General features: G+C 68.9%; 13 protein-coding genes. 7 read left to right on the top strand and 6 right to left on the bottom strand.

What is annotated here, in order from left to right:
• Positions 1-61: 61 nt before the first annotated feature.
• Together WT53_RS24105 and WT53_RS24100 are read right to left on the bottom strand one after the other, a co-directional pair.
• Positions 62-565, bottom strand: a complete 504-nt coding sequence (locus tag WT53_RS24105) for an aromatic-ring-hydroxylating dioxygenase subunit beta (RefSeq protein WP_059784478.1) — start codon at positions 563-565, stop codon at positions 62-64.
• Entirely contained in the window at positions 562-1,845 is a 1,284-nt protein-coding gene (locus tag WT53_RS24100; protein WP_060261869.1) for a Rieske 2Fe-2S domain-containing protein, read from the bottom strand. The genes WT53_RS24105 and WT53_RS24100 overlap by 4 nt, the downstream gene beginning before the upstream one ends.
• Positions 1,846-2,169: 324 nt before the next feature.
• On the opposite strand from WT53_RS24100, the gene WT53_RS24095 reads away from it, so the two are divergent.
• From WT53_RS24095 to WT53_RS24070, 6 genes are all read left to right on the top strand, one after another.
• Positions 2,170-3,495: an MFS transporter gene (locus WT53_RS24095; RefSeq protein ID WP_060261866.1), complete on the top strand. Its 1,326-nt coding sequence runs from the start codon at positions 2,170-2,172 to the stop codon at positions 3,493-3,495.
• 57 nt (positions 3,496-3,552) lie between these two features.
• A complete protein-coding gene (locus tag WT53_RS24090) occupies positions 3,553-4,749 on the top strand; it encodes an acyl-CoA dehydrogenase family protein (protein ID WP_082727521.1) in 1,197 nt (398 codons plus the stop codon).
• Positions 4,750-4,787: 38 nt separating this feature from the next.
• Positions 4,788-5,315 carry a flavin reductase gene (locus WT53_RS24085; RefSeq protein WP_059830546.1) on the top strand — a complete coding sequence of 176 codons (528 nt, stop codon included), beginning with the start codon at positions 4,788-4,790 and terminating at the stop codon, positions 5,313-5,315.
• Positions 5,316-5,318: 3 nt separating this feature from the next.
• Complete coding sequence (locus tag WT53_RS24080; RefSeq protein WP_060261864.1) at positions 5,319-6,029, top strand: EthD family reductase; 711 nt, start codon at positions 5,319-5,321, stop codon at positions 6,027-6,029.
• Positions 6,030-6,096: 67 nt separating this feature from the next.
• Entirely contained in the window at positions 6,097-7,017 is a 921-nt protein-coding gene (locus WT53_RS24075) for a LysR family transcriptional regulator (protein ID WP_059830550.1), read from the top strand.
• 88 nt (positions 7,018-7,105) lie between these two features.
• Positions 7,106-8,023 carry a LysR family transcriptional regulator gene (locus WT53_RS24070; RefSeq protein ID WP_034206245.1) on the top strand — a complete coding sequence of 306 codons (918 nt, stop codon included), beginning with the start codon at positions 7,106-7,108 and terminating at the stop codon, positions 8,021-8,023.
• Positions 8,024-8,141: 118 nt separating this feature from the next.
• Here WT53_RS24070 and WT53_RS24065 read toward each other — a convergent pair whose 3' ends face one another.
• Positions 8,142-9,131, bottom strand: a complete 990-nt coding sequence (locus tag WT53_RS24065; protein ID WP_060261861.1) for a PDR/VanB family oxidoreductase — start codon at positions 9,129-9,131, stop codon at positions 8,142-8,144.
• A gap of 158 nt (positions 9,132-9,289) precedes the next feature.
• Positions 9,290-10,687: an MFS transporter gene (locus WT53_RS24060; protein WP_034205432.1), complete on the bottom strand. Its 1,398-nt coding sequence runs from the start codon at positions 10,685-10,687 to the stop codon at positions 9,290-9,292.
• 410 nt (positions 10,688-11,097) lie between these two features.
• On the opposite strand from WT53_RS24060, the gene WT53_RS24055 reads away from it, so the two are divergent.
• Entirely contained in the window at positions 11,098-12,216 is a 1,119-nt protein-coding gene (locus WT53_RS24055; protein WP_060261858.1) for a porin, read from the top strand.
• 26 nt (positions 12,217-12,242) lie between these two features.
• Here the strand turns inward: WT53_RS24055 and WT53_RS24050 are convergent, their stop codons facing one another.
• Both WT53_RS24050 and WT53_RS24045 read right to left on the bottom strand, forming a co-directional pair.
• Positions 12,243-13,274, bottom strand: coding sequence for a LysR family transcriptional regulator (locus WT53_RS24050; protein WP_060261855.1), 1,032 nt, complete (start codon positions 13,272-13,274; stop codon positions 12,243-12,245).
• On the bottom strand, positions 13,271-14,251 hold the full coding sequence (locus tag WT53_RS24045; protein WP_060261852.1) for an AraC family transcriptional regulator: 981 nt from the start codon (positions 14,249-14,251) through the stop codon (positions 13,271-13,273). The genes WT53_RS24050 and WT53_RS24045 overlap by 4 nt, the downstream gene beginning before the upstream one ends.
• Positions 14,252-14,386 lie beyond the last annotated feature (135 nt).

Genomic DNA, 14,386 nt, shown 5'->3' with positions numbered 1-14,386 from the left:
CCGCTCACAGGTGAAGGTGACCGGCTCACCGTTGCGTCGGCGACGGCGAACCGGCCGCGGCTTACAGCAGGAAGCCGATCGCGCTGAGCGCTTCGGTCGAGTCGATCAGGCGCACGACTTTCTCGGCGATCCGCATCTCGCCGTCGGCATCGACGTGCAGCTTGTGCGTGACGTCGGCTGCGAACAGCGTCGCGACGCCGCGCTTGTACGCGACGACGACCTGCGCCGATTTCAGCTCGACGGTGTCGGCGCCGCTGCTTTCCAGCGTGAAGCGCGACACGGTGCGCACCGTGCGCGCCGCATCGGCGGCCGATGCCGAATAGCCGGACATCATCCGCTGCACGCGCTTCTCGCGCATGTCGCGGTCGTCGAACACGTAGTTCAGCGTCGCCGCGAAATCGGTCGTGTCGGGATCGATCGGCACCACGTAGTGGCCGGCCGGATCCCACAGGTCGAGCCACGCGCGGTAGTCGCGGCGGTCGAGCATCTCCGCTTCGCGCCACACGAATTCGACTGCGCGGGCGAAGGTCTGCTCGGAGAAAAGGGCGTTGCGGTCGTCCATCATTGCTGCTCCATCATGTTGCGCCATTGCCGGTAGGCCTCGCGCATGCCGGTCTCGTCGGTCGCATGCGCGGTCTTTTCGCCGTTCGCGGCGGTCGTCTCGCGGTTCAGCCCGCGATTCACGAGGATCGGCACGTCGGGGCCTGCGTGCGCGCCGCGCTGCACGCGCTCCCACGCTTCCGCATCGTCGGGGCTGCCGAAGCCGAACGGGCCCTGGAAGTGCTCGTGAATGCGCAGCCGCTCGCGGTTCGCTTCGTCGGGGCCGCCGTCCATCGCGAGCGCGACGTGGCGGATCTCGGTCTCGTGCGCGGAGATCGGCCGCAGCACGCGGAAGAACGCCATCGACAGCGCGAGATTCGGGAACAGGTTCAGGTTGAAGCCGACGCCCATCAGCGAGCGCACGATGCGACGCACTTCGTCCGGCGCATGGCGCTCGGCGAGCGTCGCGGCGAGCGATGCGAAGCGCTCGGGCAGCGGCGCGCCGTCGTCCTCGTCGAGATCGATCAGCTCGGGCATCAGCACCGCGAGGCTGTGGCCGTTGCCGAGCGCGCGGCAGAACGCGTCCTCGCTCGTCATGAAGCTCGTGATCGCGGCGGCCGTCTCGTCGTCGATCGATTTCATCCACGACTTGTGCACGACCGGGAAGTGGTAGAGGTCGGTGGTGTTCTCGAGCTGGATCTTCCAGTTGCCCTTGAACTTGAACTTGTGCTCGCCGTTCGCCTTGATCGGGTAGCCGGCGCCCTGTTTCATGAACAGGTCGATCCACGGCTTCGCGCCGCCGAGGAAATCCTCGAGCGGTTCGATCGCGTCGTTGAAGCTCGCGAAGATCAGCCCCTGGTACACGCCGACGCGCAGCTTCACGAGCGGCAGGTCGGCTTTGTCGCACACGCCTTCGTAGCCGTCGCCGTACGGCAGCGCGCGCAGCGTGCCGTCGAGCGCATACGACCAGCTGTGATACGGGCACGTGAAGCCCTTCGCGTTGCCCTTGTGCGCTTCGCACACGGTCGCGCCGCGATGGCGGCAGCGGTTCTGCAGCACGTTGATGTCGCCGGTCTTGTCGCGCACGACGATCACCGGCTGGCGGCCGATCGTCGTCGTGACGAAGTCGCCCGGATTCGGCAGCTCGCTCTCGTGGGCGACCCAGATCCAGGTGCGGTAGAAGATGCGGTCGAGTTCGGCTTCGAACAGCGCGGGGTCGTGATACATCGCGGGCGCGATGCGGTCGGGCTGCGCGAGACCATGCAACGCGCGGGTGTCGATCGTCTGGTAGGGAATGTCGCTCATCGTCGTCGTGGGGAAAGAGTCGCGAGGAAGTGCAAGGCCCGATCGGGCGGACCTCGTGCGGCTGGCAGAACCAGTTTCGTCGTCGCGATTTCATCCGTCAAATTGATCTAAAAAAGGCAATCAAATAAGCCTTATGGATAATTAGACGGGCGCGTCACGATTCGGCGTGCGCATGCATGTCATTCATGGGCGCCATTTTTGGCGGGAATTTGACCGCATCCGGCCACGCTCTTATCGTGATTCGGACGCAGTGAACAGATTCGATCGCGGACCTGCCGCCGGATACCGGACAGGCAGGACAACTGAACTTATTACCGGCTCCCCATGAACTCACCAGCGCCCCTGTCAGCGGTTACGTTGCCCGTTTCTCGCAGCACCAGTTCGGTCCGACGTGCGGTCGCGACCGCCGTGCTCGGACAGGCACTCGAATGGTACGACTTCTTCCTGTACGGGACGGCCGCCGCGCTGCTGTTCGGCAAGCTGTTCTTTCCGGTCGGCAGCGATCCGCTGACCGGCACGATCGCCGCGTTCGGCGGCTTCACGGTGGGCTTCGTCGCGCGTCCGATCGGCGGCCTGCTGTGCGGGCACATCGGCGATCGATACGGCCGCAAGACCGTGATGATGCTAACCATGTTGACGATGGGTGCGGCGACCGTCGGGATGGGGCTGTTGCCGACCTATCGCGAGATCGGCATCGCCGCGCCCGTTGCGCTCGTGCTGCTGCGCGTGCTGCAGGGGCTCGCGGCCGGCGGCGAATGGAGCGGCAGCATCCTGCTGATTCACGAGAACGCGCCGGTCGGCCGGCGCGGTGCGCTGGCCGCGTGGAGTCCGTGCGGCGCGGCGTTCGGCTTCGTGTTGTCGACCGCGGCGTTCCTGCTCGTGCAGCAGTTGCCGGCGGCGGACCTCGAACGCTGGGGCTGGCGCATCCCGTTTCTCGCGAGCGTCGTGCTGGTGGGGTTCGGCCTGTGGATGCGCCGTTCGATCGGCGAAAGCGCGGCGTTCGCCGAAGCGCGCTCGACGCAGCAGGCCAGCGCGACGCCGCTCGTCGACGTGTTGCGCGAATGCCCGCGCGCAGTGCTGACCGTATTCGGGTTGCGCTTCGGCGAAGGCGCGGTGTCGTACCTGTTCTTCGCATTCTCGCTCGCGTACGGCAAGTTCATCGGCCTCGACGCATCGTGGCTGCTGAGCGGGCTCGTGATATCGATGCTGCTGATGATCCCGGTGACGCTGCTCGCGGGCCGCCTGACCGACCGGGTCGGCCGCAAGCCCGTCTATCTGCTCGGCGCCGTCGCCGTGGTGCTGATCGCGTATCCGTATTTCACGCTGCTGCAGTCGCACACGTTCTCGCACGTGATCGTCGCGCTGATCCTGGCCAACAGCGTCGCGATCGGCATCCTCGAAGGCGCGCAGCCGGCGTTCATCAGCGAGCTGCTGCCGGTGCACCTGCGCTTTTCCGGGCTCGGCATCGGCCGCGAGATCGCGTCGGTCCTCGGCGGCGGACTGTCGCCGATGATCGCGACCGCGCTGCTCGCGCATTACCGCAGCGCGACGCCGATCGTCATCTATCTCGTGATCCTCGGCGCGATCACGGTCGTCGCGACCTGCATCGCGCCCGAAACCCATCCGAAGGCGATGCGCGATGCGGCCTGATCGCGCTGACCGCCGCCCGTCTTTGCTCCAGACCCTTCGTCCTTTCAGGAAGTCACCATGCAAGCCAATTCCGCCATCCGCGCCGTCGTGTCCGACGACGCGCCCGTTCCGTCGCAACCTGCCGACGGTGCACCGCTGCCGCTCGATGCGGTGATCGCCGAGGTCGAGCGCCGGCGCGACGAATTCGACCGGCTGTCGCACGTGCCGCGCGACGTGATCGCGATGATGAAGCGCGCGGGCATCTTTCGCGCCGGTACGCCGGCGCGCTTCGGCGGCGACGCGCTGCCGCCGCACGTATTCCTCGCGATGCTCGAACGGATCGCGATCGCCGACGGATCGGCCGCGTGGGTCGCGGCGTTCGGCTCGGCCAATACCTATCTCGCCGCGCTGCCGCTCGACACGCAGCGCACGATCTACGCGGACGGCCCCGACCAGGTGTTCGCGGGCGGGCTTTATCCGCTGCAACCGGCGCGGCGCGCGCCGGGCGGTTACCGCGTGACGGGCCGCTGGCGCTTCGCGAGCGGCTGCAAGGGCGCGGACTGGATCGGCGTCGGCATCGGCGGTGCGCCGGCCGACGGCGGCGCGCCGGGCAAGCCGTTCACGGCGGTGTTTCGGGCCGCCGACGTCGAGATCGTCGAGAACTGGCGCGTGGTCGGCATGCAGGGCACCGGCAGCCACGATCTCGCGCTCGACGACCGGTTCGTCGCCGAAGCGTGGACCTTCGTGCGCGGCGGCGAGCCGACCGTCGACGAGCCGTTGTACCGCTATCCGGCCGTCGCATACCAGGCGCAGGTGCACGCGGCCGTGAACGTCGGCATCGCGCGGGCCGCGCTCGACCTGCTCACCGCGATGTCGGGCACGACGAAGACGACCACCGGTGCGCCGCGCCTCGCCGATCGCCCGTACTACCGCGAAGGGCTCGCGAAGGCCGAGGCCGACTGGCGCAGCGCGCGCGCGTTTTTCTACGAGACGGCGGAGGCGGCGTGGGCGTCGCTGGCCGCCGGCCAGCCGGTTTCGACGCAGCAGACGAACCTGTTGCGGCTGAGCGCGACACATGCCGCGCAGGTCTGCGCGAAGGTCGTGATGCACGCGTACCAGTTGGCGGGGACGGCCGCGATCTATCGAGAGAACCGTCTGCAGCAACTGGTGCGCGATTCGATCGTGGTCACGCAGCACGCGTTTCTCGGCGAAGCGACCTACGACGGCTCCGGCGCCGTGTTCGCCGGCATCGCACCCGTCACGCCGTATCCGTGATCGGCCGCCACCCCGATTCCTTGCAGCAGGAGCATGAGATGAACGATGCAACGATTCACGACGACGTCCGCCGGGATTTTCGCGAGGCGATGTCGCGCCTGCCGGCCGGCGTCAACGTCATTACCACCGACGGCACGCATGGCCGCTGGGGCATCACCGCGAGCGCCGTCTGCTCCGTGACTGACACGCCGCCGACGATGCTGGTGTGCATCAATCGCGGCAGCCGCGCGCACGACATCATGCGCGGCAACGGGCGCGTCGCGATCAACCTGTTGCCGTCCGCGTGCCAGGAAGTCGCGACGACGTTCGCCGGCATGACGCCGGCGCCGGGCGACGCACGCTTCGACGACACGCGCTGGCGGGACGGCAAGACCGGCGTGCCGGTGCTGGCCGACGCGAACGTCAGCCTCGAAGGGCGCATCGTCGACAGCAAGTCGGTCGGCTCGCATTCGGTGATGTTCGTCGAGGTCGACCACATCGCGCTGCATGCGGCCGCCGACGGGCTGATCTATTTCGGTCGCGCGTTCCATCGGCTCGCGCATCCGCTGGCCGCGCAGGCGGGGTGACGGATGGAAGTCTGCCTGTTTCTGATCGTCGATCGTGGCGACGCCGACAATGCGGACGGACCGCTACCCCGTATCGACGAGGCGGTGGCGGTGCTGCGTCGGGCGCCCGGTCTGACGCGGCTGGTCGTGCATCGGCCGGTCGCGGCGGCGGCCGACCACGCCGATCCCGTCGCCCGCCCGCCATCTCCCGCATGCGTGCTGCAAGGCTATTTCCGCGAACTCGACACGCTCGAAGCGATGCTCGCGCCGACGGGCGCCGCGCCCGCATGCGTGAGGCGATGGCAGGCGGCGGGGCGGCGTGTCGCGCAGCAGGCGATGGCCGTGCGCCGGATTCCGCTGCCCGGTGCCGGCGCGGCCGCAGCTGCGCGAAGCTGCACCTACCTCGTCAGCTACGAAGGTAACGCCGAGGACCCGAACGCATGGCTGTCGCATTACCTCGATCGTCATCCGCCGCTGATGGCGCAATTGCCGGGCGTCCGCGCGATCGAGATCTACACGCGCGTCGATTACCGGAGCGCGCTGCCGGCGCCGCGTGCGGACGCGATGCAGCGCAACAAGGTCGTGTTCGACGATGTCGATGCCCTGGCGCGCGCGCTGGCGTCGCCGGTCCGCTTGCGGATGCGCGCCGATTTCGACGCGCTGCCGCCGTTCACAGGCGCCACGCCGCATTTCCCGATGGCCAGCGAAAGTTTTGAGATAACATCGGCCGAGTAGTCTGCGCCGCGTCGCGCGACCGCTCGCCGGTCGGGTCGACGCGCCCCCGCCGCGGCTCACGAGCGCCATGACCAAATCCCATCCGGTCGTTACCGACCTCAACCTGTTGCGGGTGTTCCTCGCGATCTCGGAACTGCGCAGCCTGACCGCGGCCGGCGAGCGGCTCGGGCTCACGCAGCCGGCCGTCAGCCATGCATTGCGGCGCCTGCGCAACCTGTTCGACGATCCGCTGTTCGTGCGAACGCCCGCCGGCATGGCGCCGACCGATGCCGCCCGCCAGTTGCATGGTCCGCTGACGCGCGCGTTCGGCATCATCGATCTCGCGGTGCAGCAGGTCGCGCATTTCGATCCGGCTACCGCGAGCCGCACGTTTCGCCTGTCGATGTCCGACATGTCGGAGTTCTATTTCCTGCCGCCGTTGCTCGCGAAACTCGCGCAAGCCGCGCCGGGCATTCGCGTCGACATCGCAAGCGCGGCGGTCGATGCCGTCGGCGCCGCGATGCGCAGCGGCGAGATCGATCTCGCGCTCGGCTACGTACCCGACCCGGGCCCCGGCTGCGTGAGCGAAACGCTGTTCTCCGACGAGCACGTGTGCATGGTGCGGGCCGGCCATCCGCTGCGCAAACGCGCGCCGACGCAGGAAGACCTGACCGCGCTGCGCTACGTCTATGCGAGCAGCAACGCGACCGGCCACCGGATGGTCGAGAAGTGGCTCGACGAGCTGCACGTCGAGCGCACCGTCGTGCTGCGCCTGCCGCATTTCATCGTCGCGCCGGAGATCGTGCAGCGCACCGATCTGGCGATCATCTTTCCGCGCAGCGTCGCCGAGCGTTTCAATCGCGGCCGCGCGTTCCGGATCTTTCCGCTGCCGTTCGTGCTGCCGCCGATCGAAATCCAGATGCACACGCACGTGCAGTTCGCGGCGGACCCGGGCATCGCATGGCTGCGCGGCGTGATCCACGAGATGTTCCATCGGCCGGAAGCGTGACGGCAAGACGCCAGGTGCGTGCATAAGAATCCGCTTCACTGATTTAGAATGCGTTCACGCATCAATTCGACGAATAGTGGAGGCGGTGATGACGTCGGTCGATCATCTCGATCTGAACCTGTTGCGCGTGTTCCAGGCGATCGTCGAGGAACGCAGCCTGACGAAGGCCGGCGAGCGGCTCGCGCTGTCGCAGCCGGCCGTCAGCTATTCGCTCGGCCGGCTGCGCACGCTGTTCGACGATCCGCTGTTCGTGCGGACGCGTTCGGGCATGCAGCCGACGCCGGTCGCGCTCGAACTCGCGGGCATCGTCGGCAAGGCGCTCGACATGGTGCGCGTCGCGTTGCGCTATGCGGAGCGCTTCGATCCGGCCACCAGCACGCGCACGTTCCGGCTGTCGTTGTCGGATGCGGGCGAGATGGCGTATCTGCCGGCGATCTGCCAGGCGCTGCGCGACCGTGCGCCGCGCGTGACGCTGAGCGTGCAGCCGTTGCCGGTGGAGGAGATCGAGGAAGCGCTGCGCGCGAGCCGGCTCGATTTCGCGATCGGCAACCTGCCGGAGCTGATGCCGCGCACGCGCCACCAGGTGCTGTTCGAGGAAACCTACGTATGCATGACGGGGCGCCGGCGCGGGCTGCCGACGGCGGTCGCGCTGAGCCTCGAGCAGTTCGTGCGCGCCGCGCACGTCAACGTGAAATCGGTCGAGCACAGCCACCACGCGCTCGACGATGCGTTGCGCGCGCAGGGCGTGGGCCGCAACATCGCGCTCGAGGTGCCGCACTTCGTCGCGTTGCCGAGCGTGCTGTCGGTCACCGATCTGTATGCGACGCTGCCGAAGCGGCTCGCGCAGATCCTGAACCGCGACAACGCATTCCGCCTGTACGAGCTGCCGGTCACGCTGCCGCCCGCACCGGTGACGATGCACTGGCACGAGCACTTCCACGAGGACGAGGGCAACGCGTGGATGCGCGCGCTGCTCGCCGAGATCGTCGAGCGCTTCGACGAATGACGCTCGGGCGGGGCGCGACGGGCGGCCGATGGAGGTCGCCGGCGCCGGCCTGCACCGGTCTCCGGCGCATGGGTCGATCGCCAGGTCGGCGCCGCCGCATGTCGACGCACTCGGCTTATCAGAGATCGAGTACCAGCACGGCGGAACGCGCGCGCGACACGCAGCAGCAGATCACCGCATTGCTCGCGCGCTCGGCCTTGCTCAGGCAGTGGTCGCGGTGATCGGGCTCGCCGTCGACGACGGGCACCATGCAGGTGCCGCACACGCCTTCGCCGCATGACGTATCGACTTCGACGCCGATGCGCGCGAGCGCGTCGACGATCGACGTGTCGGGCGTCACGCGCACCGATTGCCCGCTGCGCCGCAGGCGCACTTCGAAGCCGTCGGCAGCGCCGGTGTCGGCTGCGGCGTGGCCCGTATCCGCGGCGACGGGGTCCGCCGCGAAGCGTTCGAGATGGATCGCCTCGTCGGGAACCCGCGTGGCGGCCGCGGCGACGACCGCATCCATGAACGGCCCCGGGCCGCACGTATAGACATGTGCGTGTGCATCGATCGACGCGACGCAGCCGCGGAGCTCGGCCGCGAGCGCATCGGGCTCGACGCCGTAATGGAACGTCACGTGCGATGCGAACGGCTCGGCCGACAGTTCGTCGACGAAGGCGGCGTGCTCGCGGCTGCGCGCGAAGTAATGCAACCGGTAGCGCGCGCCGCGCCGGTTCAGCGCGTACGCCATCGACAGCAGCGGCGTGATGCCGATGCCGGCCGCGACGAGCACGTGCTCGCTCGCGTCATCCGTCAGACGAAACAGGTTGCGCGGCGTGCCGATCGACAATTCGGTGCCGACGCGCACGTCGTCGTGCAGCGAACGCGAGCCGCCGCGCGAGCGCGTTTCCTTCTTCACCGCGAACAGATAACTGCCGCGCTCGTCGGGGTCGCCGCACAGCGAATATTGCCGCGTGATGCCGGACGGCGCGGTGACGTCGATATGGGCGCCCGGCTCGTACGCGTCGAACGGCTGGCCGTCGACGCGCGAGACCCGGAAACAGCGGATGTCCTGTGCCGCGTCGATCAGCGCGTCGATCCGGACCTGGTGGCGGTTCGCTTGCATGGGAAATTCCGTGGGGTAGAGGAAAGCGGCGCGGCAGCGCGCCGGGCCGTCATGCGATCGAGAATAGGGACGGGCATCGCATAAATCAAATCGATTAAAAAGCGATGCCTGAATCAGTGGGATGGATGATTCGTGGGCGCGCTCAGGTGTCCGGCGTGTCAGCGGACGGCGATCGCGTCGCCTGCGCCGGCCGCCTGCGGCGCCGCGGCCGACGCGTGACCGCGTTCGCGATCGAGGCTGCGGCGATAGTGGCGGCAGCCGACGGCGAGCAGCAGCGCGGCCAGCGTGGCCGCCGCGACGTTGACGATCGACATCGAATGACCGACCGCGGCCGGCGCCCCGAACACGCGATCGGTGAACAGCGCGACGACGGTCGTGCCGATCCCGAGCGCGATCAGGTTCGACACGAGCAGGAACAGCGCGGAGATCTGCGCGCGCATCTGGTTCGGCGCGAGCGTCTGCATCGCGGCGGTCGACGTCGGCATCGGGAACGACGCGAAGAACATCGCGACGACCAGCATCGCGAGCGACGCCGGCAGGCTGTCGAGCTGCGTGAACAGCGTCGCGGGGATCGCCATGCAGGCGGCGCCGATCGCGCCGGCGCGCATCGGCGCATCGCCGCGGCCGCGCCGCAGCAGCCAGTCGTTGAGCCAGCCGCCGCAGAACACGCCGGCCGTGTTGGCGGCGAGCAGCACGATGCCGAGCGTGTAGCCGGCTTCGACGGCCGTCATCCCGAAGCGGCGGATATAGAACGCAGGCGTCCAGCTCAGCAGGCAGTACAGCGTCATCGCGTAGAACGAGAAGCCGAGGTAGTGGCACGAGAAGGTCGCGCGGTGGGCGCCGACGAAGCGCAGCGAATCGCGCATCGACACGCGCCGCACGGCGCCCGAGCGATCCTGCGCGAGCCCCTTGCGCTGAGGATCGCGCACGGTCGCGGCGAACAGCAGCGCAACGAGGATCCCCGGCAGCCCGACGATCAGGAACGTGACCTGCCACGCATGCACCTGCCCGACGACCGGCAGCGTGAAGGCGCTCGCATGCTTGAGCAGCGCGATCACGTAACCGCCGATCAGGAACGCGATGCCGCCGCCGATGAACGAGCCGAGCGAATACACGGCGATCGCGCGTCCGAGCTTCTCCTTCGGGAAGTAGTCGGCGAGCATCGAATACGCGCCGGGCGACAGCGCGGCCTCGCCGACGCCGACGCCCATCCGCGCGACGAACATCTGCACGAAATGCTGGCTGAGCCCGCACGCGGCGGTGGCGACGCTCCACAGCGCGATGCCGAGCGAGATGATGCGCGGGCGCGCATAGCGATCGGCGAGATACGCGACGGGCAGGCCCATCACCGCGTAGAACAGCGAAAACGCGAAGCCGTTGAGCAGGCTGAACTGCGTATCGGACAGGTGCAGGTCGCGCTTGATCGGTTCGATCATCAGCACGAGGACCTGGCGGTCGACGAACGAAAAGACGTACGCGAGCATGCAGATGACGACGACATACCATTCGTACGTATAGCGCTTGCCGTCGGCAGCGCGGGCCGTGGATGCGGACATGCGGGTTCTCCAGGAGCGGGCGGTGGAAAAGCGCGGCATCGGCCCGGCGGGCCGGGCGCCGTCGCGGCGCGAAAGCGTGCGGGTGACACGATCGGAGACGCAGCGTAGTCGGCCAAATTCGGCCGCCATAGCCGGAGTGACAGCCGCGCCACACGGACATTTACCGACCCGGATAAAGAAAACACCGAGGCCGTGCGCGCGCCCCGCCGCGCCGCGCGCGTGCGGCGGGGCGCCCGCGCTTCATGCGGCGCATCTATAAGCGTTATAGAGCGCATTGCGTCGACGTCCGAAATTGTCGTTCCTAGACTCGGCCCGTTTTTTATCGGCAGCGTTGGCCGTTCGCGGCGAACGCGCTTCACACCACGCGGCGCGAGGCCGACCGGCGCCGGCACTTCCACGGGACGACGAACATGAACCAACCGAACGGGCGGGCCGACCGGCTTGCCGTACCGCTTGCCGCGCTGCTCGCGTGCACGGCGCTGCCTGCCGTCGCGCAATCGAGCGTGACGCTCTACGGCCGCATCGACACCGCGATCGAATACGCGAACGCCGGGCCGAACCACGTGGCGCGCATGGGCAGCGGCAACCTGTGGGCGTCGCAGTGGGGGCTGAAGGGCGTCGAGGATCTCGGCGGCGGCTACGCGACGATCTTCAAGCTCGAGGACGGTTTCAACGCGGCGAGCGGCGCACTGGCGAACGGTAGCGCGCTGTTCGGCCGCGAAGCGTGGGTCGGCATCACGGGGCCGTTCGGCGGCGTGCAGTTCGGCGAGCTCTACACGATCCTGCATACGACGCTCGTCACGTACAGCCTGCCAGGCCTCGGCGCGGGGCTCGCATGGGGCAACGCGACCAACAACTTCGTCGGGCCCGCGTTCCTGCGCGTACGCAACGCGATGCGCTACACGTCGCCGCGCTACGCGGGCTTCATGCTGCGCGCGATGGCCGCGCGCGGCACGAACGGCGCGGCCGGGCAACCGGCGACGCTGGGCGACACGTACGGCGCGGGGCTCAACTACGTGCACGGCGGCCTGTCGGTCGACGTCGACTACATGCAGCAGAAGTTCAGCCCGGTTGCGTCGTCCACGCTCGGCGCCACGAGCACGGCCGCGAACGGCAACTACACGCTCGGTGCGATTTCGTACGACCTCAACGTCGTGAAGGTGGCCGCGCTGTACCTGCGTCATCGCGGCGGTCCCGATGTGGCGACCGCGATCGACAGCCAGAGCGCTTATCCGCACAGCGACATCATGGAACTCAGCGCGACGGTGCCGATCGGGCGCGCGTCGCTGCTGCTGAGCGTCGGCCATTACCGGAAGGTGGCCGACAGCGACGGCAACGCCGATTCGTACGGCATCCGCTTCGACTATCCGCTGTCGAAGCGCACGGTGCTGTACACGGGCGCCGCGATGGTGCGCAACGGCGCGCACGCGCGCTTCGTCGTCAACGGCGCGGCCGGCGGCGGCGTCGCGGTGGCGAAACCGGGCGCGACCGCCAGCTCGCTCGTCGCGGGCATCCTCACGTCGTTCTGACGGTGTCGGCGAGCCCGCTTGCGCCGCTACGCGCACGCGGGCGGCTGCGGGGCGAGCCATGCGTCGAACGGTGCCTGCTCGCCGATATTGAACAGTTCGAGCAGCAGCGCACGCATCCAGCGATGACCGGGATCCGCATCGAAGCGGCGATGCCAGTACGCGTTGACGGCCCATTCGCCGGCGCCGGCGATTTCGTACAGCACGCACGGCTGGCGTGCCGCGAACGTGATCGCGATCGTCTCCGGCAGGATCAGCGCGTAATCGCCGTCCCGCAGCAATGCCGGCACCACCATGAAATCGGGCAGCGCCGCGCGCACGCGCGGCATCAGTTCGTGCCGTTCGAGCAACTGCATCGATTGCGGATGCGACGTGACCGCGACGAAGCGCAGCGTGTCGGGCGCCGTGCCGTCGAGCACGAAATCGTCGGGCAACCCGGCGCGCTGCGCGGTGCGGCGCGGCATCAGCAGCACGCAGCGCTCGTGCAGCAGCGCGGTGCGCTGGAAGTGGCTCGACGCATCGGCGAAATGCCCGAGCGCGAAGTCGATGCGGCCCGATTCGAGCGCGACGTTGAGCTGGCATTCGTCGACGTGCAGCGTCTCGATCACGGCGCCCGGCGCGCGCCGGTCGAACGCGGCGAGCAGCGTCGGCAGGAATGCGCTCGCCGCGAAATCGCTCATGTGCAGGCGGAACACGCGCTGCGTGCTGTCGGGCGCGAAGCGCGAGCCTTCGTCGAGCACGTCCTGCAGGATCGCGAGCGCCTTGTCGACCGAGATCGCGAGCCGTTGCGCACGCGGGGTCGGCTCGACGCCGGTGCCGGTGCGCACGAACAGCGCGTCGCGAAACATCAGCCGCAGCCGGCCGAGCGCGTAGCTGACGGACGGCTGCGTGACGCCGAGCCGCAGCGCTGCGCGGCCGACGTGCCGCTCTTCATACACCGCGCGAAACGTCTTCAACAGGTTGAGATCGAGATCCTGCACGCGCAGGCCGTCGGATGCGTCCGCGTCGTGCGGCGCGGGATCGGAGCGGGCCGGCGGCCGGCCGGGGGCGGAGTGCGTCATCGTGCTTGCCTCGCGGTGACCGAAGGCGCGTGGCCGTAACGTCGCGCATACGCCTTCGCGAAATGGCCGAAGCCATGGATGCCGTGCGCGATCAGCACGTCGGTCACGCTGTGCGCGTCGCCGCGTTGCAGCGCCGCGTGCACGGCGGCGAGCCGACGCTCGCGCACGTACGCGGCCGGCGTGGTGTGCAGGAATGCGCGGAACGCATGCTGCAGCGTGCGCGGCGCGACCCCGGCGACGGCAGCCAGCACGGCGAGCGCGAGCGGTTCGCCGAGGTGCGCATCGATGTGCGCGCAGGCACGCCGCACGTAGGCGGGCAGCGGCGGCGTGCCGCGCAGCAGCGCGTCGCTGTACGCGTGCGGCAGGTGCGTGAGCAGCAGCGACATCAGCCACGCGGTGAGGTCGGCGCCGAACGCCGGCGACGCCGCGCCGAGGTCCGGCTGCGCGCCGAGCCGGCACAGGTACTCGAAGGTCGGCAGCACGAGCGCCGCGCCCATGCCCTTGCCGGCACGGCCGGCCGCGAGGTCGAATTGCAGCGGCCGCGTGAGCGTGACCTGCAGCATGTCCTGCAACTTGCGTTCGAGCGCGCCGCGTTCGAGCCGCAGCACGAGATTGCGGCAATCGCGGCTCGTGCGCAGGCGGCTCGCGAGCGCGGGCGACGACACGGTCAGCTCGCCGGGGCCGGCGCGCGCGACGACGCTGCCGGCCTGCAACTCGCACGCGCCGGCGAGCGTCAGCCGGAACAGGAAGTGATCGGCGTCGTCGCCGAAATCGATGCGCGTTTCGCGGCCGTAGCAGAGTTCGAGCAGCGCGCCGTGATGCAGCGGCACCTCGTACAGCTCCGCATGAAACGGATCGTGGCCGGACGCGGCCATCCGGTGCGGCCCGAGCCGGTGCGCGACCGCGCGTTCGACTTCGTCGGGCGCCTGCAGCAGGTCGAGCCGGTTCGGCGCATGGCGGGAAAGGGCGATGTGCATGCGTGGACCTCGTGGCGGATGCGGGGGCGCGGCGGTATGCGCAGCTTCGCGAATGCGTTGCGCGAACGGGCGCGTCGTTGCGCGTTTCGAAGCGACGCGGCGCGGGCGGCCGCGTAGTCTCGGACAAACTCGATC

It is taken from the genome of Burkholderia sp. MSMB2157WGS, assembly GCF_001532755.1.
GTDB lineage: Bacteria > Pseudomonadota > Gammaproteobacteria > Burkholderiales > Burkholderiaceae > Burkholderia.
The sequence above is the reverse complement of the archived record's forward strand: the minus strand, read 5'-3'. Positions and strand labels throughout refer to the sequence as shown.